Source organism: Micromonospora carbonacea (assembly GCF_014205165.1).
In the GTDB taxonomy this organism is placed as follows: domain Bacteria; phylum Actinomycetota; class Actinomycetes; order Mycobacteriales; family Micromonosporaceae; genus Micromonospora; species Micromonospora carbonacea.
The window spans coordinates 4,031,452-4,049,790 of the sequence record NZ_JACHMZ010000001.1; the positions used below are offsets into that span (position 1 = coordinate 4,031,452).

16 protein-coding genes are annotated in these 18,339 nt (G+C 74.3%); 2 read left to right on the forward strand and 14 right to left on the reverse strand.

The annotated features are described in order from the left end of the window. Positions 1–41: 41 nt before the first annotated feature. The 3 genes from HDA31_RS17160 to HDA31_RS17170 form a co-directional block, all read right to left on the reverse strand. Entirely contained in the window at positions 42–701 is a 660-nt protein-coding gene (locus tag HDA31_RS17160) for a DUF5825 family protein (RefSeq protein WP_178064419.1), read from the reverse strand. Then, positions 682–2,610 (reverse strand): RiPP maturation radical SAM C-methyltransferase, encoded by a 1,929-nt coding sequence (locus HDA31_RS17165; protein ID WP_178064418.1) that lies wholly within the window; start codon positions 2,608–2,610, stop codon positions 682–684. Before HDA31_RS17165 ends, HDA31_RS17160 begins: the two co-directional genes overlap by 20 nt. Positions 2,611–2,762: 152 nt before the next feature. Beyond that, positions 2,763–4,646 (reverse strand): S9 family peptidase, encoded by a 1,884-nt coding sequence (locus HDA31_RS17170; RefSeq protein ID WP_178064417.1) that lies wholly within the window; start codon positions 4,644–4,646, stop codon positions 2,763–2,765. Between the two features lie 306 nt (positions 4,647–4,952). On the opposite strand from HDA31_RS17170, the gene HDA31_RS17175 reads away from it, so the two are divergent. Further along, positions 4,953–5,735: an ABC transporter ATP-binding protein gene (locus HDA31_RS17175; protein WP_246384578.1), complete on the forward strand. Its 783-nt coding sequence runs from the start codon at positions 4,953–4,955 to the stop codon at positions 5,733–5,735. A gap of 15 nt (positions 5,736–5,750) precedes the next feature. Here the strand turns inward: HDA31_RS17175 and npdG are convergent, their stop codons facing one another. From npdG to HDA31_RS17230, 11 genes are all read right to left on the reverse strand, one after another. Then, positions 5,751–6,413 carry an NADPH-dependent F420 reductase gene (gene npdG / locus HDA31_RS17180; RefSeq protein WP_178064415.1) on the reverse strand — a complete coding sequence of 221 codons (663 nt, stop codon included), beginning with the start codon at positions 6,411–6,413 and terminating at the stop codon, positions 5,751–5,753. Further along, positions 6,410–6,748 (reverse strand): VOC family protein, encoded by a 339-nt coding sequence (locus HDA31_RS17185; RefSeq protein ID WP_074478897.1) that lies wholly within the window; start codon positions 6,746–6,748, stop codon positions 6,410–6,412. Before HDA31_RS17185 ends, npdG begins: the two co-directional genes overlap by 4 nt. Beyond that, the gene (locus HDA31_RS17190) at positions 6,745–7,728 is read right to left on the reverse strand and encodes an LLM class flavin-dependent oxidoreductase (protein ID WP_178064414.1); all 984 of its coding nucleotides are present in this window, start codon (positions 7,726–7,728) and stop codon (positions 6,745–6,747) included. Before HDA31_RS17190 ends, HDA31_RS17185 begins: the two co-directional genes overlap by 4 nt. A 9-nt stretch (positions 7,729–7,737) precedes the next feature. Next, a complete protein-coding gene (locus HDA31_RS17195) occupies positions 7,738–8,709 on the reverse strand; it encodes an enoyl-CoA hydratase/isomerase family protein (RefSeq protein WP_178064413.1) in 972 nt (323 codons plus the stop codon). A gap of 9 nt (positions 8,710–8,718) precedes the next feature. Beyond that, positions 8,719–9,717, reverse strand: a complete 999-nt coding sequence (locus HDA31_RS17200) for an LLM class flavin-dependent oxidoreductase (protein WP_178064412.1) — start codon at positions 9,715–9,717, stop codon at positions 8,719–8,721. Next, positions 9,714–11,300, reverse strand: a complete 1,587-nt coding sequence (locus HDA31_RS17205; RefSeq protein WP_178064411.1) for a class I adenylate-forming enzyme family protein — start codon at positions 11,298–11,300, stop codon at positions 9,714–9,716. The genes HDA31_RS17200 and HDA31_RS17205 overlap by 4 nt, the downstream gene beginning before the upstream one ends. After that, positions 11,297–12,304, reverse strand: coding sequence for an LLM class flavin-dependent oxidoreductase (locus HDA31_RS17210; protein WP_178064410.1), 1,008 nt, complete (start codon positions 12,302–12,304; stop codon positions 11,297–11,299). Before HDA31_RS17210 ends, HDA31_RS17205 begins: the two co-directional genes overlap by 4 nt. Further along, positions 12,301–13,386 (reverse strand): LLM class flavin-dependent oxidoreductase, encoded by a 1,086-nt coding sequence (locus tag HDA31_RS17215; RefSeq protein WP_311774387.1) that lies wholly within the window; start codon positions 13,384–13,386, stop codon positions 12,301–12,303. The genes HDA31_RS17210 and HDA31_RS17215 overlap by 4 nt, the downstream gene beginning before the upstream one ends. Positions 13,387–13,473: 87 nt before the next feature. Then, positions 13,474–14,526 (reverse strand): acyl-CoA dehydrogenase family protein, encoded by a 1,053-nt coding sequence (locus tag HDA31_RS17220; protein WP_178064408.1) that lies wholly within the window; start codon positions 14,524–14,526, stop codon positions 13,474–13,476. Positions 14,527–14,538: 12 nt separating this feature from the next. Further along, the gene (locus tag HDA31_RS17225) at positions 14,539–15,690 is read right to left on the reverse strand and encodes an acyl-CoA dehydrogenase family protein (RefSeq protein ID WP_178064407.1); all 1,152 of its coding nucleotides are present in this window, start codon (positions 15,688–15,690) and stop codon (positions 14,539–14,541) included. Positions 15,691–15,723: 33 nt separating this feature from the next. Next, entirely contained in the window at positions 15,724–17,271 is a 1,548-nt protein-coding gene (locus HDA31_RS17230) for an AMP-binding protein (protein ID WP_178064406.1), read from the reverse strand. 80 nt (positions 17,272–17,351) lie between these two features. Between HDA31_RS17230 and HDA31_RS17235 the strand changes: the two genes are divergently transcribed. Beyond that, complete coding sequence (locus HDA31_RS17235) at positions 17,352–18,323, forward strand: MBL fold metallo-hydrolase (RefSeq protein WP_178064405.1); 972 nt, start codon at positions 17,352–17,354, stop codon at positions 18,321–18,323. The last annotated feature ends 16 nt before the right edge of the window (positions 18,324–18,339 follow it).

Here is an 18,339-nt window from a genome sequence, read left to right on the forward strand (position 1 = left end):
CTTCGGTGGCGCTCGGGCGGTGCTGGACGATCGGGGCGGCGCTAGACGATCAGGGCGGGGAAGGGCCAGCGGTGGGCGCGGGTCGGCAGCCACCACAGGTGGCCGGCCTGCTCGGCGACCAGGTGCGCCCCGACGAGGTCCCGGCGCACGTCGGCCGGCACCGCCGTCGCCGCGACGCCCTCGGCCAGGGGCGCGATCGCCGCCAGGTGGCCCGGCTCGTCGATCGTCACCACCTCCAGGGCGCCGGAGCGCCGGTCGCGGACCTCCACGAAGCCGGGGCCGCGCCGGTAGACGCAGCGGCCGAGGAAGAACGCCGCCCGCCAGCGGGCCGCGACCGTGCCGGTGGCGTCCCCGTCGAGGCGGGACGGTGGGCACAGGTGGGTGAACAGGTCGCCGCCGTGGCAGCCGTCCCGGCAGCGCGCCGTCCAGTCCACCGCGATCCCCCGGGCGGTCAGCTCGCGGACCAGCAGGAGGGACCGCGCCGCGCGGGCGTCCGCGTCGGCGCACAGGTCCACCGGGTGGGCCAGTCGCGCGTGCCGCGCGCCGGCGGCGTACCAGCCGGCCACCGTCTCCCCGCACGGCCCGACCAGCCGGCGCGTGCCGAGCGCCATCCCGGGCAGCCGCGCGGCGGCCGGGTCGTAGTCGCGGGACAGCTCGACCTCGACCACGGTCGCGCCGAAGTCACCCCGCGGCGACGGCATGGCGGTCCTGTCCGGCGCGCGCGGCGGCGTCCGCGGCGGCCCGCTGGTGGTCGACCCGGGCCAGCACCTGGTTGTGCGACTCGACGGCGGTGTGCACCCAGCAGCCTCCCTCGTGGAACACGATGCCCAGCTCCGACCATTGGTCGAGCAGCGGCCGGACCGTCGCCGCCCCGCCGGGGACGCGGGCCGCCAGGGTGGCGTCCGTGCGGGGCTGCGCCAGCAGCCGGAACAGCGCCACCTCGGCCGGCGTGGCCAGCTCGCGCACCGACCAGTCGTACGCGGCGCGGCGGCTGACCAGCACGACCCGGTCGTCGATCTCCTGGTAGGTGAGCCGGCTGACCGGGTACTCGGTCCGCCACCGGTCGATCGCCGCGTCCAGCGCCGCCGCCTCGGCCCGGCCGATGCCCCGGGCCACGGTGGTGAAGATGTACGCCAGGTCGGTCAGCTCGGCGGCGGGCAGGTCGTAGATCTCCCGGTACTGCGGGGCGGGCTCCAGCACCGGGAAGCCCAGCTCCGGCTGGTTGAAGTAGGGGCTGAACCGCTCGATGGCGATGCGCGCCGCGCCCATCGGCGGGTCGAGGTGGTGCAGCGCCGGCAGTTGCGCGACGACGTCGGTGTAGTCCTCGGCGGTCTCGCCGGGGAAGCCGTAGAGGTAGTTCCAGCTCGTCGTCACCCCGGCGCTCTGGGCCTCGCGCAGCGCGCGGACGTTCTGGCAGCCGGTCACGCCCTTGTCCATCAGCCGCAGCACGTGGGTGCTGAGGTTCTCCACCCCGGGCTGGACCTGCACCGCCCCGGCCTCGGCGAGCCGTTGGAAGTGCTGCCGGCGCAGGTTGGCCTTGACCTCGAAGTGCAGGCGGACGTCGTAGTCGGATTCGGCCAGCCGCAGCAGCACCGAGTCGAAGTACGCCATGTCCAGGATGTTGTCGACCACGATGAAGTCGAGCATCTGGTGCCGGCGGGCCAGGTCCAGCACCTCGTCGAGGAAGCGTCCCGGGCTCTTGCTGCGGAACTGCATCGACGAGCCGTTGAGGCCGCAGAAGGTGCAGTGGTGCTTCTCGCCCCACCAGCAGCCCCGGGAGCCCTCGACGACGAGCTTCGGGGCCACCCACTCGGCCGCCGCCGAGGCGTCGAGGCGTTCGACGAAGCCCGTGTAGTCGGGGGCGACGATCCGGGCCGGCGGCAGCGGTCGCGCCGACATGGGGTTGGCCCGCGCGCCGCCCGTCGGGTCCCGCCAGCACAGCCCGGGGATGTCCGCGAGGCCGCCGCCGGGGCGCGGGTCGCCGCCGCCGGTGTCCGGCGCGGCATCGAGCGCGGCGAGCAGCGCGGGGAAGGCCGCCTCCCCCTCGCCGCGCACGACGAAGTCGAGGAACGGGAAGTTGCGGTGCAGCGCCGCGCCCTGCGCCCCGTCGCAGTTGGCCCCGCCGAGGACGGTCCGCACGGCGGGCCTGCGCTGCTTGAGCAGCCGGGCGGCGGCCAGGCTGGCGGTGTTCTGCTGGAAGGTGCTGGTGAACCCGACGACGTCGGGCGCGGCGGCGTCCAGCTCGGCGACCAGGGTCGCCACGAACTCCGGCACCAGCTCGTGCAGCGTGGCGGTCAGCGCCGCCTCGGCCCGGCTGGCCCCCGCGTCGGCCAGCAGCCGGTGCAGCGGCGCGAAGTCGCGCCGCCGCCCGTAGAGGGCCCCGGCGAACACCCAGTCCCCGGCCCCCTGGAAGTAGGAGGTCTCGGAGAAGTACTGGTAGTCGGCCAGGCCGAAGGTAAGGCGGTCCACCGCCCAGTCGACGAAGTCGAGGTTCGCGTAGCGGACCTCGACTTCGTGGCCGGCGACGCCGGCGGTGGCGCGCAGGATGCCCAGGGCGAGCGACGGGACGTCGAGCGATCCCCACGGCATGTGCACCAGGACGACCTTCATCGCCGGTCTCCTCTCCGGGCGGGCTGGGCATCGTTCCGGGGCCTCGCGGCGGCGCCCCGGAACGACGTCGTGGACGTGCGTCACCACGGCCGGGTCACTTGGCGGCCGGCGGCGTCTCGGTCACCTGGGGCCGCGCGGCCGGGACCGCCCGGTCAAGATCGAGGAGCATCTTGACGATGACGGCGCCGCGGTCCCGCTCGCCCGTGCTGATCGGGTCGTGCCGCACAGTGCGTCGCTTCATTGCATTCACCTCCCTCCGGTCGGTCGGGGGTCGGACCCCGCCGGTCGCGGTGGTCCTGACTGGGGGCCGCCGGGGCCGGCCCGTGCGGGGGCAGCACCGCGGTGGCGTAGCGGAGCAGGGCGGCGAAGACGGCCGTCTGGCCGGCCGGGTCCCCGTGGTGGCCGCCGGTGGTCCAGAGCACCTCGTGCGGCACCGACCGGTCCCGCAGCGCGGCCGCGTACCGGCCGACCGCCTCGGCGGGGCACCGCTCGTCGTCGGTGGCGGCGGCGACGAAGAGCGGCCCGCGCACCCGGTCCAGGTACGTCATCGGGTCGGCGGCCCGGTACCGGTCGGGGACCTCGGCGGGGGTCCCGCCGAAGAGCTCCTCGTCCGCCTCGCGCACGGCGGGCGACGTCGTGCGGTGCGCGGTGGAGTAGTCGGCCACCGGGGAGACCGCCAGCCCGACCGCCCAGTCGTCGGGCGCGACGCCCAGCGCGAGCAGCACCAGGTAGCCGCCCCAGGAGTAGCCGCACAGCCCGACCCGCCCCGGCTGCGCGACGCCGAGCTCGACCAGGTGCCGGCGTACGGCGGCGAGGTCCTCCAGCTGGGCCAGGCCGACCCGGTGGCCGAAGTCGTGCCGCCAGCGCGGGCCGTAGCCGGTGGACCCCCGGTAGTTGGTGCGCGCGACGGCGTAGCCGGCCCCGGTGAGCAGCTCCACCCGGGGGTCGTAGCTGTCCCGGTCGTGCAGGAACGGCCCGCCGTGCAGCAGGAGGATCGTCGGCCACGGCCCCGGGCCGGGCGGGGTGGCCAGGAAGCTGTGGATCCGGCCGTACGACTGGGGTGTCCACACCTCGCGGCGGCCCGGCACCCTCGCCGGGCCCGGCGTCGGACGGGGGCCGGCGGCGGGGTCGACGACGAGCCGGCGCGGCGGCGTCGCCTCCCGGCTCCACACGTAGTGGATCGCGCCCTCGGGGGCGCAGGCCAGCTCCAGGATGGTCCCCGGCGGGGTGGGCAGGACGGCCGGCGCGCCGCCGTCGAGGTCGGCCAGGAGCAGCCGGCTGCGTCCCGCCCGGTCCTGTTGGACCAGCACCCGGCGGCCGTCGACGTGCCAGTGCGCGGTGATCTCCGTGTCGAACGCCAGCCGCCCGTGCAGCCGGACGTCCCGGCCCGGCCGCCAGGTGCCGACGGTGTAACGCCCGCCCGCCTCCACGACCAGCAGCAGCTCCGCGTCGCCGGCCGGGTCGGGGCGGAACTCCAGGCCCCACAGCCGGCGGTGCGGGCCGCCGGCGAGGGTCTCGGTGTGGCCGTCGGTGAGGCGGGCCACCGTGACGGCGGCCGGCCCGTCCGGCCGGCCGGCGAGGGCGAGCAGGGCGCCGTCGGGGCTCAGGTCCACCAGCGGCGCGTAGCCGGCCACGGCTGCGACCAGCCGGGCCGGGCCGCCGGGCGGGCCCAGGTGGTAGCGGGACTCCGCGGCGCGCCCGACGCAGACGACCGCCAGCGTGCCGGCGTGGTCGAAGGCGATGCCGTACGGCCGGCCCCGGGGCAGCCCGGTCAGCGCGGGCGCGGCCGGTCCGCCGTCGAACGGCTGGCGTCGCCAGACGCCCACGCCGTCCGGGCCGGCGTCGAACCACCAGACGTGGCCGCCGTCCGGCTCCAGGTCGCAGGCGTCCACCCCGTGCCGCGCCCCGGTCAGGACCCGGCGCCGCCCGGTGCCGCGGTCCCAGGCGACGACCTGGGGACGGCCCGCGACGTCGGCGAGTTCGACGGCCCGCAGCGGGGCGGCGGCGGCGAACGCCGGTGCGCACGGTGCAATCACGACGACCCCGTTCCGCCGGCCGGCCGGAGCACCGATCGTAATAGACGGATGACGATGCGTACATGCCGCCGGGCGGGGTTGCCCGCCGCCCCGCAACTGTCACTTCACGGGCGCTTCCCGGTCAGTCGTCATGACGCGCCGCAAAAGGGGTCCGCCCGCATCCCGGCGACGGCGGTCACCCATGGAGGTCGGTGCCGGCCGCCCCGCGCGGCTGGGTTACCGTACCCGGGTGCCGACGCACGGACCTCGTCCTCTGGGCCGCCGCCGCGGGCGGGCCTCCTCGTGACCGCTCCCCCGGTGCTGCGCGTGACCGACGCGACCGTGGTCCGCGACGGCAGACCGATCCTGAGCGAGGTGTCGCTGACCGTGCGGGCCGGCGAGCACTGGGCGCTGCTCGGCCCCAACGGGGCGGGCAAGAGCACGCTGCTCGGTCTCCTCGGCGCCGTCACGCACCCCACCCGGGGCACCGTCGAGGTGCTGGGCCACCGGCTGGGGCGGGTCGACATGCGCGAGTTGCGGGCCCACGTCGGCCACGTCGATCCGCGGCACGACCTGCGCTCGCCCCTCACGGTGCACGACGTCGTGCTGACCGGGCTGACCAACACCGTCGAACGCGTGCCCCGCTGGGCGCCGACACCCGAACAGGTCGCGCAGGCCGACCGGCTGATCGGCCTGCTCGGCCTCGGCGAGCGCCACGGCGCGCGGTGGCCGACCCTGTCGCAGGGGGAACGGGGCCGCGCGCTCATCGCCCGCGCGCTGATGCCCAGCCCGCGGCTCCTGCTGCTCGACGAGCCCGCGACCGGTCTCGACGTCGCCGGCCGGGAACAGCTCATCGAGCGGCTCGACGAGCTGCAACACGCCTACCCGGAACTCGCGTCCGTCCTGGTCACCCACCACCTGGAGGAGCTTCCTCCCGGGACGACCCACGTGCTGCTGCTGCGGGACGGGCGCTGCCTGGCGTCGGGGCCCGCCGACGAGGTCCTCACCAACGACCAGGTCAGCAAGTGCTTCGACCATCCCGTCCGGCTCACCCGCGTCGAGGGACGGTGGAGCGTGCGGGCGAACCGCCCGGCGAGGCCGACCGGCTGAGCCGGTTCCCGCGGCTCACACGTCGGTGACGCGCAGGCCGGCGTGCGCCTTGTAACGGCGGTTGACCGAGATGAGGTTGGCGGTGAACGCCTCCACCTGGTGCGCGTTGCGCAGCCGCCCGCCGTAGACGCCGCGCACGCCGGGGATGACGGCCGCGAGGTCCTGGACCAGGTCGGTGGCCGCGCGGTCGTCGCCGAGCACGAGCACGTCGGTGTCGACCGTGTCGAGGTCGGGGTCCTCCAGGAGCACGGCGGAGACGTGGTGGAACGCGCCGACGACGGTCGACGCGGTGAGGATGGCCGCCGCCTGCTGGGCCGCCGAGCCCTCCGCGGCGGGGAGGGCGTACGCGCCCTGCCGGTCGAAGCCCAGCGGGTTGACGCAGTCGACCACGACCTTCCCCGCCAGCGCCGGGGCCAGCTCGGTGAGCAGCTCGGCGTGGCCGTCCCACGGCACGGCGACCACGACGATGTCGCCGGCCGCCGCCGCGTCGGCGTTCGCCGCGCCCCGGACCCGGCCGGGCAGCGCCGCCGCGGTCTGCGCCGCCCGGTCGGCGTCCCGCGAGCCGAGCACCACGTCGAGCCCGGCCGCGGCGAAGCGGCGGGCGAGGCCGCGCCCCTGCGGGCCGGTGCCGCCGAGCACGGCGACGGTACGGCCGCGAAGCGCGTCGCTGACGGTCATGCCGGGTTCCTTTCGTAGACGACGAGCGGGTTGCCGCAGGGGTCGACGACCACCGCCCGCCGCTCGTGCGGGCCGGCCTGCGGGGCACCGGCCGTGGCGCCGGCCGCCACCAGCCCGGCCAGGCAGGCGTCCAGGTCGTCGACCTGCACGCTGAGCAGGGTCCGCCCGGCGACGGGCTGCTGGGTGGCGTCGGCGAGGCCGACGGTGACGGTGCCGTCGGTGACGGCGGCGTACCGGTCGCCGTCGCGGAACCGCACCGTCAGGCCGAGGCCGGTGTAGAAGGCGAGCTGGGCGTCCAGGTCCCCGGCGGGGACGATCACGTGACCGATCCTCATGGGCGGAACCTCGGCATGACCTCGCGGGCGAACCGCTCGACGATCTCGATGGAGCGCTCGATGGGCAGGCCGAGCCACTGGGCGCGGAAGACGAAGTGGTTGTAGCCGGCGTCGGCGAAGTCGCGGATCTTCGCGGCGATGTCGTCGGGCGAGCCGAAGAACAGCGCCTTCTCCTTGATCGCGTCCCACTGCGACTCGAAGAAGTCCATGCCGTACTGGACGTACTCGCCGTAGGAGCGGCGCACCGCGTCGCCGGCCACCGCGAAGGCGGCCTCCGCCGAGTCCGCGACGCACAGGTCGCGGTGGATCGGGAACACCGCGCCCTCCTCGCCGAAGCCGGCCGCCCGGCGCTGCTCCCGGTAGTCGGCCAGGTTGCCGACGGCCCAGTTGCGCCGCACGTTCGACGGGGCCAGCCACGGCAGGCCCTGCCGGGCGATCCGGGCGATGCCCGTCGGGCCGTTGGCCCCGACCCACACCGGCGGGTGCGGGCGCTGCACGGGCAGGACGCTGCACCGTACGCCGTCGAGGGCGAAGTGCTTGCCCTCGTGGTGGACCGTCTCCCCCGTCCACAGCCGCTGCATCACCGCGAGGGCCTCGTTCATCCGCGACACGCGGGTGCGCCGGTCGATGCCGAACGACGCGAACTCGACGTCGCGGTAGCCGGAGCCGATGCCCAGCACGAACCGGCCGCCGGACATCTGGTCGATGGTCGCGATCTCCTCGGCCCAGTGCACGGGGTGGCCCAGCGGCAGGATGAGGATGCCGGTGCCGAGCTGCATGGTCCCGGAGTGGTCCACGAGCCGGCTCAGCAGCGGTAGCGGCTGCGGCGTGCGCAGCGACGACAGGTAGTGGTGGATGCCGAACACCGAGTCGTAGCCCAGGTCGCGGACGTGCTGGACGTACTCGACGGTCTCGCCGATGCGCCGGCCCAGGTCGTCGCCGGGGGCGTACTGGTGGTCGAGGAGGATGCCGAACCGCACGCCGCGCGCCTACTCTTCCCGGGACCGGGTGTCGCTGAGCCGGAAGTAGGGCGCGACCAGCCGGTCCCGGTCGGCCAGCGCCTGGGCGATGCCCTTCTCGCGGCGCTCCTTGAGGAAGTTCCAGTCGCCCTCGTCGAAGCTGACGTTGGTGGCCCAGCCGTGCCCGACCCAGCCGGTCATCGCGCCCAGGCCCTTGCCCCGGGCCTCCATGACCACCTGCATCATCGACTTGCCCATCATCAGCGAGTCCAGCGGCATGACCGCGATCGCGTCGGCGTAGTCGTCGACCCAGCGCTGCAGCTCGTCGCGCTCGACGACCTTGGTGACCAGGCCCTTGCGCTCGCCCTCCTCGGCGCCGATGGCCCGCATGGTCAGCATGACGTCCTTCATCGTCGTCAGGCCGACCTTCTCGATCCAGTGGTACATGTCCTGCGGGGCGGGGCCGAGGTAGCGGAACGCGGGGTGGGTGAACCGGGCGTCCGGGGAGGCGATGACGATGTCGGCCGACAGCGCGATCTGGAAGTGGCCGCCGTAGCAGTAGCCCTGCACCTGGCAGATGGTCGCCTTCAGCGACTCGATGATCGGGCGGGTGAAGCCGGAACTGAGCACGTTGCGGTCGGGCAGGATCCGCTGCCGCTGCGCCGGCCGCCGCCGCGACGCCTTGTCGGTGCCGGTCCGGTAGCCGATGTAGTGGCCCAGCTCGGCGGCGTCCGCGCCGGTGCCGAAGTGCTCGCCCTCGCCCTTGAACACGATGACCTTGACCCGGTCGTCGGTCTCGGCCTCCCGGACCAGGTCGCCGACCCGCTCGAACGCTGCCACGGGGATGGCGTTGAGCCGCTCGGGGCGGTCGAAGGTGATGGTCGCGACGGACCGTTCCTCGTCGACGTCGTAGCGGACGTACTTCGCGAGGACCTCGGGGTCGACCTCCATGTTCTCGACGTCCCACTGGTGTTCCAGAAGCTCGGCTTCGGTCTTCTTCACGGCGGTTCCTTAGGTGGCGGGGGTGCGGAAGGCGGGGATCACTTCGGTGGCGAACAGCCGCAGCGAGGCGCGCAGCTTCTCGGTGGGCATGCCCAGCCACCCGGGACGGAAGATCAGGTGGTCGAAGCCCAGGTCGCGCAGGGCGGAGATCCGTTCGACGAGGAACTCCGGGGAGCCCAGCAGCAGCGTGTTGCGCACCAGCTCGTCGAACCGGTCCCGCTGCCAGCGCAGCGCCGGGTACTCGGCGTACGTCGAGTACTCGACGCGGGCGTGCGGCAGCGCCTCCGCGACGGCCCGCTCGGTGGTCGGCGCGCAGTACAGCTCGACGCCGACGGGCCGCTGCACGGTCGCCGGGTCGCGGCCGTACTCGGCCAGGGCCTCGTTGTAGACGGCCAGGTGCTCGGGCAGGAAGCGGCGGCTCGGGGAGTTGCCCGGGGCGTACCAGGCGTCGCCGAGGCGGGCCGCCCGGCGGACGGCCTTCTTGCCGCCCGCGCCGATCCAGATCGGCGGCCCGCCCGGGGTCAGCGGGCGCACCCCGATCGTGGCGTCGGTCTGCGGGTAGAACTCGCCCTCGTGGGTGACGGGCTGCCCGGTCCACAGGGCCCGGATGAGCCGCAGGCTCTCGTCGAAGCGGCGGAACCGGGTCTCCGGGTCGATGCCGAACGCGGCGAACTCGTTGTCGCGGTAGCCGGCGCCGACGCCGAGGACCACCCGCCCGCCGGAGAGGTGGTCGAGGGTGGCGAACTCCTCGGCGACGTGCACCGGGTGGAACATCGGCAGCAGCAGGATGCCGGTGCCGAGCAGCATGTCGCCGGAGCGCGGGATCAGGCTGGCCAGCATGGAGATCGGCTGGGGCGTGGCCAGGTTGGACTGGAAGTGGTTGATCGTCCACACCGAGTCGTAGCCCAGCTCGGCGGCCAGCTCGACGGTGCCGAACAGGTCGTCGAGGTGGGCGCGCAGGTCGTCGCCGTGCGGGTACTGGTGCGACGCCATGATGCCGAACCTCATCGGCTTCCTCCCTCCTGCGACACGGCTGCCGCTTTGCCCGCCTCCGGCAGGGGTGCCGCCGCGCGGCTGGTCTTGCCGGTGGTGCTGCGTTCCAGGGCGGGCACGAACTCGACCCGCCGGGGGGTCTTGAAGTGGGCGAGGCGGTCCCGGGCGTACGCGACGACGGCGTCGGCGAGGTCGGCGTCGGTGACCGCGTCGTCGGCCTCCCGCACGACGAGCGCCACGGGGATCTCGCCCAGCCGGTCGTCGGCGCGGCCGAGCACCCGCACGTCGCGCACGAGCGGGTGCTCGCGCAGCACGTCCTCGATCTCCTCGGGCCACACCTGGAAACCGCCGCACTTGATCATGTCGCGCTTGCGGCCGACGAGGAACAGGACGCCGTCGGCGTCGACGTAGCCGATGTCGCCGGTGTGCACCCAGCCGTCGCGGACCAGGTCCCGGGACGCCTCGGCGTCGTCGACGTACCCCCGGGTGAGCGCGGACCGGACGACCACCTCGCCCGAGGAGCCGGTGGGCAGGGCCTCGCCCGCGTCGTCGCGGATCTCCAGCTCGACGCCCGGGTAGACCCGACCGGCCGACCCGGGCTTCCACCGCCCGGCCTTCATGTCCCGGCCGGTCCAGCCGGCGATGTGCCCGGCCTCGGTCGAGCCGTAGTTGACCAGGATCGGCACCCGGTAGCGCTCCTCGAAGGCGCGGCGCACCGGCCAGGAGATCGCCTGCCCGGCCACGAGGACGGACTTGACCCCGTGAAACGGCAGGTCCCGCTCGGCGTGCACGATGTCGAAGACCATCGTGGGGAGCAGGAAGAGGTTGTCGAACGCGAACCGGTCCATCAGGCCGGCGAGCCGGTCGACGCCGAAGCGTTCCCAGACCACGGCGGCCCGCCCGACGAAGTAGGCGAACAGCAGCGAGTGCTGGCCGCCGCTGTGGAACAGCGGCAGGGCGATGAGGTTGGGGGCGGCGTCGGGCGCGGCGGTGCCCTCGGCGTCGGTGCCGGTGCTGACCCGGGCCAGCCGCCCGAGCGACTCGCGGGTCCCGCCGTGGGTGACGCTGACCGCCTTCGGCCGCCCGGTGGTGGTGCCGCCGGTGAACAGGATGCACGCCTCGGCCTCGGGCGCGACGTCGACCGTCGGCACCCGCGCCTCGTGCCGCCACGGCAGGGCCGCCGCGCCGGCGAGCGGTTCCGCGACGCTACGCACCGGCGGCGCGTCCCCGGCGGCGGCGAGGAACTCGGCGATCACGTCCGGGCGGCGGTCGTCGACGAGCAGCAGGCGCGGGTCGGTCTTCGCGACCGACTCGGCCAGCTCGGCGGCGTTGTAGAGGCTGCTCACGGTGACCGGGACCGCGCCGACCTTCCACGCGCCGAAGAGGAAGAAGACGATCTCCGGGCCGTTGGTCAGGTAGCAGGCGACGCGGTCGCCGGGGCCGACGCCCTCGGCGCGCAGCGCGGCGGCGACCCCGCCGGCGAGCAGGTCGATCTGGTCGAACGTCCACGACCGGCCGTCCTCGCCGTGCAGGCCCGGCACGTCGGGGCGGTCGGCGCAGCGCCGGTCGAGGATGCGGGCGAGGTTGCCGGCGCTCATCGGGACACCTCCCGTGCCGTCGGTGCGGGGTCGACGCGCGCGATGACCTCCGCGCCGAAGCGGGCGAGCTGCTCCATCGCCTCGTCCTGGCCGGCGCCGACGAACTGGTGGCGCAGGGAGACCTCGGTGATGCCGAGGTCGGTCTCCCAGCGGCGCAGCTTGTCGACGATCTCGTCGGCCGACCCGACGAGGCAGTCCTCGGCGAGGTAGCGGTCGAGGTCGAGGGACTGGGCGTCGTCCCACGACTTGTAGCCCGCGTACTGGCGTTGCAGGTGGGGGCGGACGGCGGCGACGGCGGCGGCGTAGCTGTCGCCGAGGTACGCCTCGCGGGTCATCGGGTACTCCCGGTCGAGGGCGAAGCCGCGCTCGACGAGGTCGGCGCGGTAGATGCCGAGCAGCCGGGCCAGCTCGGCGTCGTTGCCCTTGGGGCCGATGAGCCACGGCGCGTCCAGCCGGGCCGCCCGGCGGATCGCGGGCTCGGCGAACGCGCCGATCCACAGCGGCGGGCCGCCGGGCTGCACGGGGCGCAGCGCCAGGGACGCGCCGGGGACCTCGCCCCAGCTGCCGGCGAGGTCGACCGTCTCGCCGTTCCACAGCGACCGCAGCGTCGGCACGTACTCGCGCAGGCGGCGCAGCCGGTCGTCCCAGGCGACGCCGAACGCGGTGGTCTCCCGCTTGCGGTAGCCGGCGCCGATGCCGACGGTCAGCCGGCCGCCCGAGAGCACGTCGAGGGACGCGAGGTCCTCGGCGAGCGCGACCGGGTTCAGCAGCGGCGCGAGCAGCACCCCGAAGCCGATGCGGACCCGCGAGGTGGCGCGGGCGAGGTACCCGGCGAGCGGGATCGGCTGGACGAACGCCGACCGGGCCAGGTAGTGGTGCCCGAGGTAGACGGCGTGGAAGCCGGCCGCCTCCGCGGCGGCGGCCTGGGCGAGCACGCCGTCGATGCCGTCGACGGCGGAGGCCGACGGGTCGAACTGGGCGCTGAGGAAGCAGCTGATCCTCACCCGACGACCGCCTCGGTGACGGGCGGGGCGACCGGGGCGGCGTCGGCCTGCTCCTGGGCGCGGAAGTGCGGGATGACCTTCTCGGCGAACTCCTCCATCGACCGCAGCGCGGCCCGGCGGTCCAGCGACGGGATGCGCAGCCAGCCGATGTAGTGGTTGATGCCGAGCTGTTCGCGCAGCATCTCGATGGTCTCGATGACCCGCTGCGCCGAGCCGAAGTTGCCGCCGTGGGTCAGCGTCTGCTCCAGGGTCAGCAGCTCGATGTTCTTCGCGACGGCCGCGTAGTAGGAGCGTTCCTGCTCGATGGCCTCCTCCGAGCCGGGGATGACCTTGCCGACCGACTTGTAGTAGTTCATCGCGGCCAGGGCGGCCTCCCGCAGGCCCTCCTCCCCGTCGCCGCACCAGACCTGCTGCATGAACGGCAGTTCGTAGTCGGCGATGTCGAACCCGTTCTCCCGCATGCTCTGCCGGTAGAGGCCGAAGTTCTTCTGCATGATGCCCAACGGCGTGAAGTTCGGCGAGGTGATGATCGACTCGCCGACCGCGCCGCGCTCGCGGAAGCTGTCGGGGGAGACGGTGCCCTGGAGGATCGGCGGGCCGCCGGGGGTGTGCGGGCGCGGGTAGGTCGTGACGTCGTCGTAGTGGAAGATCTGGCCGTGGTAGGAGAAGTTCTCCTGCGACAGCGCCAGCCGCAGGATCTCCAGGGTCTCCTGGTAGCGCTGCTTCGACTCCTCCAGGGGGATGCCGAAGCCGGCGAACTCGGCGGGCTGGTAGCCCCGGCCGACGCCGATGCGGACCCGGCCGCCGCTGAGCACGTCGAGGGCGGCGATGTCCTCGGCCAGGCGCAGCGGGTGGTGCAGCGGCAGCACGAGGACGGCGGTGCCGATGGTGATCCGCCGGGTGCGCTCGGCGACGGCCATGCCGAAGTTCACCGGGCTGCCGAGGATGCCGTACTTGGAGAAGTGGTGCTCGGCCAGCCAGATCGAGTCGAAGCCCAGCTCGTCGGCCAGCTGGATCTCGTCGAGGGTCTCCCGCAGCACCTGATGGTCCGATGTGCCATCGCTCACCGGAAACAGGTTCATGATTCCGAACTTCACGGCCTCTCCTCGTTTATTCCGACCAGCCGGTATGTTACTGCCGTACTAGATGGCCTGCAAGGGTTGCGCAGGTCAGGCCGCTGCGGTGCGCCCGGGCACGGGCGACTCGCCGACCCGCGCGCCGACCCGCAGCTCGCCGGCGCGACGCCGGTGCCACGAGCCGCGCCCGAGCCGGGCGTCGAGCACCAGCGCCCGGCGCAGGAACAGGTGCGGGTCCGCCTCCATCGTGATGCCCATCCCGCCGTGCACCTGGATGCACCGCTCGGCGGCGAAGACCGCCGCCCGCCCGGCCGCGGCCTTCGCCGCGTGCACCTGGATCCCGGCGTCGGGGCGGCCGGTGTCGACCGCCCACGCGGCGTACAGGGTCAGGTCCCATGCGGCCTTGCGCGCCGTGGCGGCCTCCGCGAGCTGGAACGCGACCCCCTGGAACGAGCCGATCACCCGGCCGAACTGCCGGCGGGTGCGGGCCTGCTCGGCGGCCAGGTCGATCGCGCCCTGCGCGACCCCGCACAGCTCGGCGGCCACCACCAGCGCGGCGCGCCACGCGCCCGCGCCGGCGGGCGTCACCCGCCCAGGCGCGGCCAGGGTGACGTCCGACAGCGGCACCGACGGGTCGACGGAGTCCCGCGCGGCGACCCCGGCCGCCTCGGCGGTCCAGACCCCGTCGGGGCCCAGGACGGCGACGCCGTCGGCCTGCGCCGCGTACGGCACCAGGGTCCGCACCAGCGGATCGGGCGAGACCCCGTCCGCCCAGCCGGAGCCGCCCGGCACGTCGACCGCGCAGGTGAGCACCCGGCCGCCGGAGAGCACCTCGTCGGGCAGCGGGTCGGGCCGATCGCCGCCGCAGAGCAGCTGGACGGCGGCCGCGTGCGCCGGGAACCGGCTCGGCACGAGCCGCTCGCCGAGCGCCTCGACGGCGACCAGCAGGTCGATCAGGTGCGACCCGACGCCGCCGGCGGCCTCGGGCACGCCGAGGAGGCCGAAGTCGCCCAGCAGCAGGCCGTCGCAGGCCGGGGCGCGCCACGGGCCCGTCAGGGCGTCGCGCGCCCGGACTTTCTCCCCCGCCGCGAGGGCGGCGACGGTGTCGCCGATCTCCCGCTGCTCCGGGGTGAAGGTTGCTCGCATGTGGCACTCCGCTCAGCGTGAGCGGGGCAGGTTCAGCACCCGCTCCGCGAGGATCGACTTCTGGACTTCCTCCGTGCCGCCCTCGATGGTGTGGGCGCGGGCACGCAGGTAGCGGCGCATCCGGGCGGCGGCCCCGTCGCCGTCGAGCAGCACGCCGCCGGCCTCGTCGAGCTGCACGGCGAGGCGGTTGGCGTTCTGCACCACCTGCGCCCACAGGCTCTTGAGCGCCGACGTCTCCGGGCCCGGCACGCCGCCGGCCCGGCTCTCGCCGAGCATCCGCATCGACCCGATCCGGACCGCCTCGGCGTCGCAGTGCAGCGCGCCCACCGTGTCGAGGAACGCGCCGTCGTCGGCCACGCCGCGCGCGACCGCGAGGTCGACCACCCGGTCCACCGCCTGCCGGGCCCACACCCACAGGTTGAGCGCCATGCTGCCGCGCTCGAAGGCCAGGGTGGTGAGCGCGACGGTCCAGCCGTTGCCGACGCCGCCGAGCACGTCGGAGTCGGGCACGAAGACGTCGTCGAGGAACATCTCGTTGAACTCGGTGTCCCCGTTGATCATTTCCAGCGACCGGACGGTGAAGGCGTCCATCGGGGCGAGGAAGTAGGTGATGCCCCGGTGCTTCGGCGCGTCGGGGTCGGTGCGCGCCAGCAGCAGGCACTTCGACGCGTTGTGCGCGTTGGACGTCCAGATCTTCGCGCCGTTGACGCGCCACCCGCCGTCCACCCGGGTCGCGGCCGTGCGCAGGCTCGCCAGGTCGGAACCGGAGCCGGGCTCGCTGAAGCCCTGGCACCAGTACGTCTCGCCGCGCAGGATCCCGGGCAGGTGCCGGGCCTGCTGCTCGTCGGTGCCGTGGGCGATGATCGTGGGCCCGGCCAGCATCATGCCGACCCCGTTGAGCGGGTACGGCGCGCCGCGCACAGCGGCCTCCTCGTTGAAGATGGCCTGTGCCAGCGAGTCCAGGCCCCGGCCGCCGTGCGCGGTCGGCCACGACAGGCCGGCCCAGCCGCCGGCGCACAGCCGGTCCTGCCACACCCGCGACCAGTGTTCGCGCTCGTCCTGCGCCAGCTCCTCCTGGTCGGGCACGTCGGCCAGCGCCTTGTCGAGCCAGTCGCCGACCTCGCGCCGGAACGCCAGGTCGGCGTCGCTGTCAGCGAAGTCCATGCCCATCCCCCACCGGGTCGTCGTCGATGCCGGTCACGCGGAGAGCTCCTCGGAGCGCGTGAGCCGGGCCTTGTAGAGCTTGCCGTTCGGGTCGCGCGGCAGCGCGTCGCGCACCACGTACGACACCGGGCGCTTCGGCTTGGCCAGCCGCTGCGCGAGGTGGCCGCGCAGCGCCGCCACGGCCGCGTCGGCGTCGGGCGCGGCGTCGGCCAGCACGACGTGCGCCTGCGGCACCTCGCCGAACTCCTCGTCGGGCGCCCCGATCACGCCGGCGTCGACGACCCAGTCGTGTTCCAGCAGCGCCGCCTCGATCTCGGCCGGGTAGACGTTGACCCCGCCGACGAGGATCAGCTCGGCCGCGCGGCCGGTGACGTAGAGGAAGCCGTCGGCGTCGACGTGGCCGACGTCCCAGACGGTCATCAGGCCGTCGCGGCGCGCGCCGTCGGTCTTGCCGGGGTCGTTGTGGTATTCGACCCGGTCGTCGCCCTGGCGCATGTAGACGATGCCGGTCTGCCCGACCGGCACCTCGTTGCCCAGCTCGTCGAGGATCTTCAGGGTGGAGATCGAGGCCGGGCGGCCGACCGTGCCGGGGTGGGCGAGCCACTCGTGGGGCCGCGCGACGGTCGTGCCGACCTCGGTCGAGCCGTAGTACTCGTAGACGACGGGGCCGAACCAGTCGAGGATGCGCTGCTTGACCTCGCGGGGGCAGGGCGCCGCGCCGTGCAGCACGTAGCGCAGCGAGGAGACGTCGTAGGCGTCGCGCACCTCGGCGGGCAGTTGCAGCAGCCGGTAGAAGTGGGTCGGCACCATGCTGGTGCCGGTGACCCGCTGCTCGTGGACCCGCCGCAGGAAGCCCTCCGGCGTCCAGCCGTCCATCAGGACCAGGGTGCCGCCGGCGTGCAGCGCGCCCATGGCCGGGGTGATGTTGGCCGAGTGGTACATCGGCGCGGACACCAGCCAGGACGCGAACGCGGGGCGTTCCATCCCGAACTCCTTGAACAGCCAGACGTACGTCAGCGCGCCGGTGTCGGCGTCGACGCCGCTGAGCGGCCGCTTGACGCCCTTCGGGCGGCCGGTGGTGCCCGAGGTGTACATCATCAGGGAGCCGGCCGGCGTGTCGTGCGGGCTCGTGTCGGGCATGCCCTCGGTGAGCGCCGACAGCGGGCGGGCCCGGTCCGTGCGGGGCGTGCCGTCGACGAACACCTCGATGTCGGGTGCGGCCCCGGCGGCGGCGACCACCACGTCCTCGACGCGGGCGGAGCCGACGACCACCTTCGCGCCGCTGTCGGCGAGGATGTAGCCGACCTCGGGCGCGGTGAGGTGGTAGTTGAGCGTCACGAGGTAGAGCCCCGACTGCATCGCCGCGAGATAGAGCGCCACCATGCCGGCGCTGTTCGTCATGACCGCCGCGACCGTGTCGCCGAGACGGAGGCCCGCCCGGGTGCGCAGGCCGTGCGAGATCCGGTTCACCTCGGCGAACAGCTCGCCGTAGGAGATCCGCCGATCGTCGGCGGTCACGATCGCGCACAGGTCCGGTTCGGCGACGGCCCACAGCCGAAACCCCGTCCGTTCCTCGCTCATCGGACTCCTTGAATTAAATTCCGACCATCCGGTATGTTGTTGTCACACAGTAAGGGAGCCGTCCGACGATGTCCATACCCGTGAGCGACGCACACGCCGCCAGCTACCGCGCCCGCCAGGTGCCGGACCCCGTCCAGGTCGTCGACGGCGTCTGGGGCGTCCCGATCCCCCTGGACGGCAGCGCCCTGCGCTACGTCACCGTCTACCTGGTCGACACCGGCGACGGCCCGGTCCTCGTCGACGCCGGCTACGACCACCCGGCCTGCTGGGCGGCGTTCCGGCGGTCGGTCGAGTCGCTCGGCCACCGGGTCGAGGCCATCACGACCGTCCTCCTCACCCACAACCACCCCGACCACGTCGGCTTCGCCGCCCGCCTGCGGGAGGTCTCCGGGGCGCGCGTCGTCATGGGCCGCGCCGACGACTTCGCCACCGCGCACCGCACGCGCGGCACCTTCCTCGCCCAGCTCCGCGCCGCCCTCGACCTCACCGGCGCGCCGGCCGACGTCGTCGACTGCATGTACGCCGACGCCGTCGCGGTCGCCGAGCACCACGAGACGCTGCGGCTCGACGTCGCCCTCGACGCCGACACCGAGTTCCGCTTCGGCGACGTGACCATCCGCGCCGTGCCCGCCCCCGGGCACACCTACGGGCACACGGTCTTCCACGACACCCGCGGCCTGGTCTTCACCGGCGACACGATGATGGCCGAGGGGCCGACCCAGCTCGCGATCGTGAGCCGGCCCGACGACGACCCGGCCGGCGACCTGTTACGCACCCTGGCGCGCATCCGCGACCTCGGCGCGACCATCGCCTGCCCCGCCCACCAGTTCCCCTACCGGGACGTGGCGGCGCGCGCCGACGCGCTCGCGGCCTTCCATCGGGGCGAGGTCGACCGGGTCCGGGACCTGGCCGGCGACGGCCTCGACGCGTGGCGGCTGGCCCCCCGGATGCCGTGGAGGAAGCCGTGGGACGAGCTCGGTCGGGGCACCCGGCGCTTCTCCCTGATGCACACCCTCGCCCTGCTGCGGCACGTGACCCGCGCCGCCCGGTAGGCGTCGGCGCCCGGGC

Bases quoted from the DNA above. Each gene is read 5' to 3' on its own strand.
- HDA31_RS17185 (WP_074478897.1), bottom strand. From the start codon at position 6,748: ATGAGGATCGGTCACGTGATCGTCCCCGCCGGGGACCTGGACGCCCAG.
- npdG (WP_178064415.1), bottom strand. From the start codon at position 6,413: ATGACCGTCAGCGACGCGCTTCGCGGCCGTACCGTCGCCGTGCTCGGC.
- HDA31_RS17225 (WP_178064407.1), bottom strand. From the start codon at position 15,690: ATGGACTTCGCTGACAGCGACGCCGACCTGGCGTTCCGGCGCGAGGTC.
- HDA31_RS17165 (WP_178064418.1), bottom strand. From the start codon at position 2,610: ATGAAGGTCGTCCTGGTGCACATGCCGTGGGGATCGCTCGACGTCCCG.
- HDA31_RS17160 (WP_178064419.1), bottom strand. From the start codon at position 701: ATGCCGTCGCCGCGGGGTGACTTCGGCGCGACCGTGGTCGAGGTCGAG.
- HDA31_RS17205 (WP_178064411.1), bottom strand. From the start codon at position 11,300: ATGAGCGCCGGCAACCTCGCCCGCATCCTCGACCGGCGCTGCGCCGAC.
- HDA31_RS17215 (WP_311774387.1), bottom strand. From the start codon at position 13,386: ATGAACCTGTTTCCGGTGAGCGATGGCACATCGGACCATCAGGTGCTG.
- HDA31_RS17220 (WP_178064408.1), bottom strand. From the start codon at position 14,526: ATGCGAGCAACCTTCACCCCGGAGCAGCGGGAGATCGGCGACACCGTC.
- HDA31_RS17200 (WP_178064412.1), bottom strand. From the start codon at position 9,717: ATGAGGTTCGGCATCATGGCGTCGCACCAGTACCCGCACGGCGACGAC.
- HDA31_RS17230 (WP_178064406.1), bottom strand. From the start codon at position 17,271: ATGAGCGAGGAACGGACGGGGTTTCGGCTGTGGGCCGTCGCCGAACCG.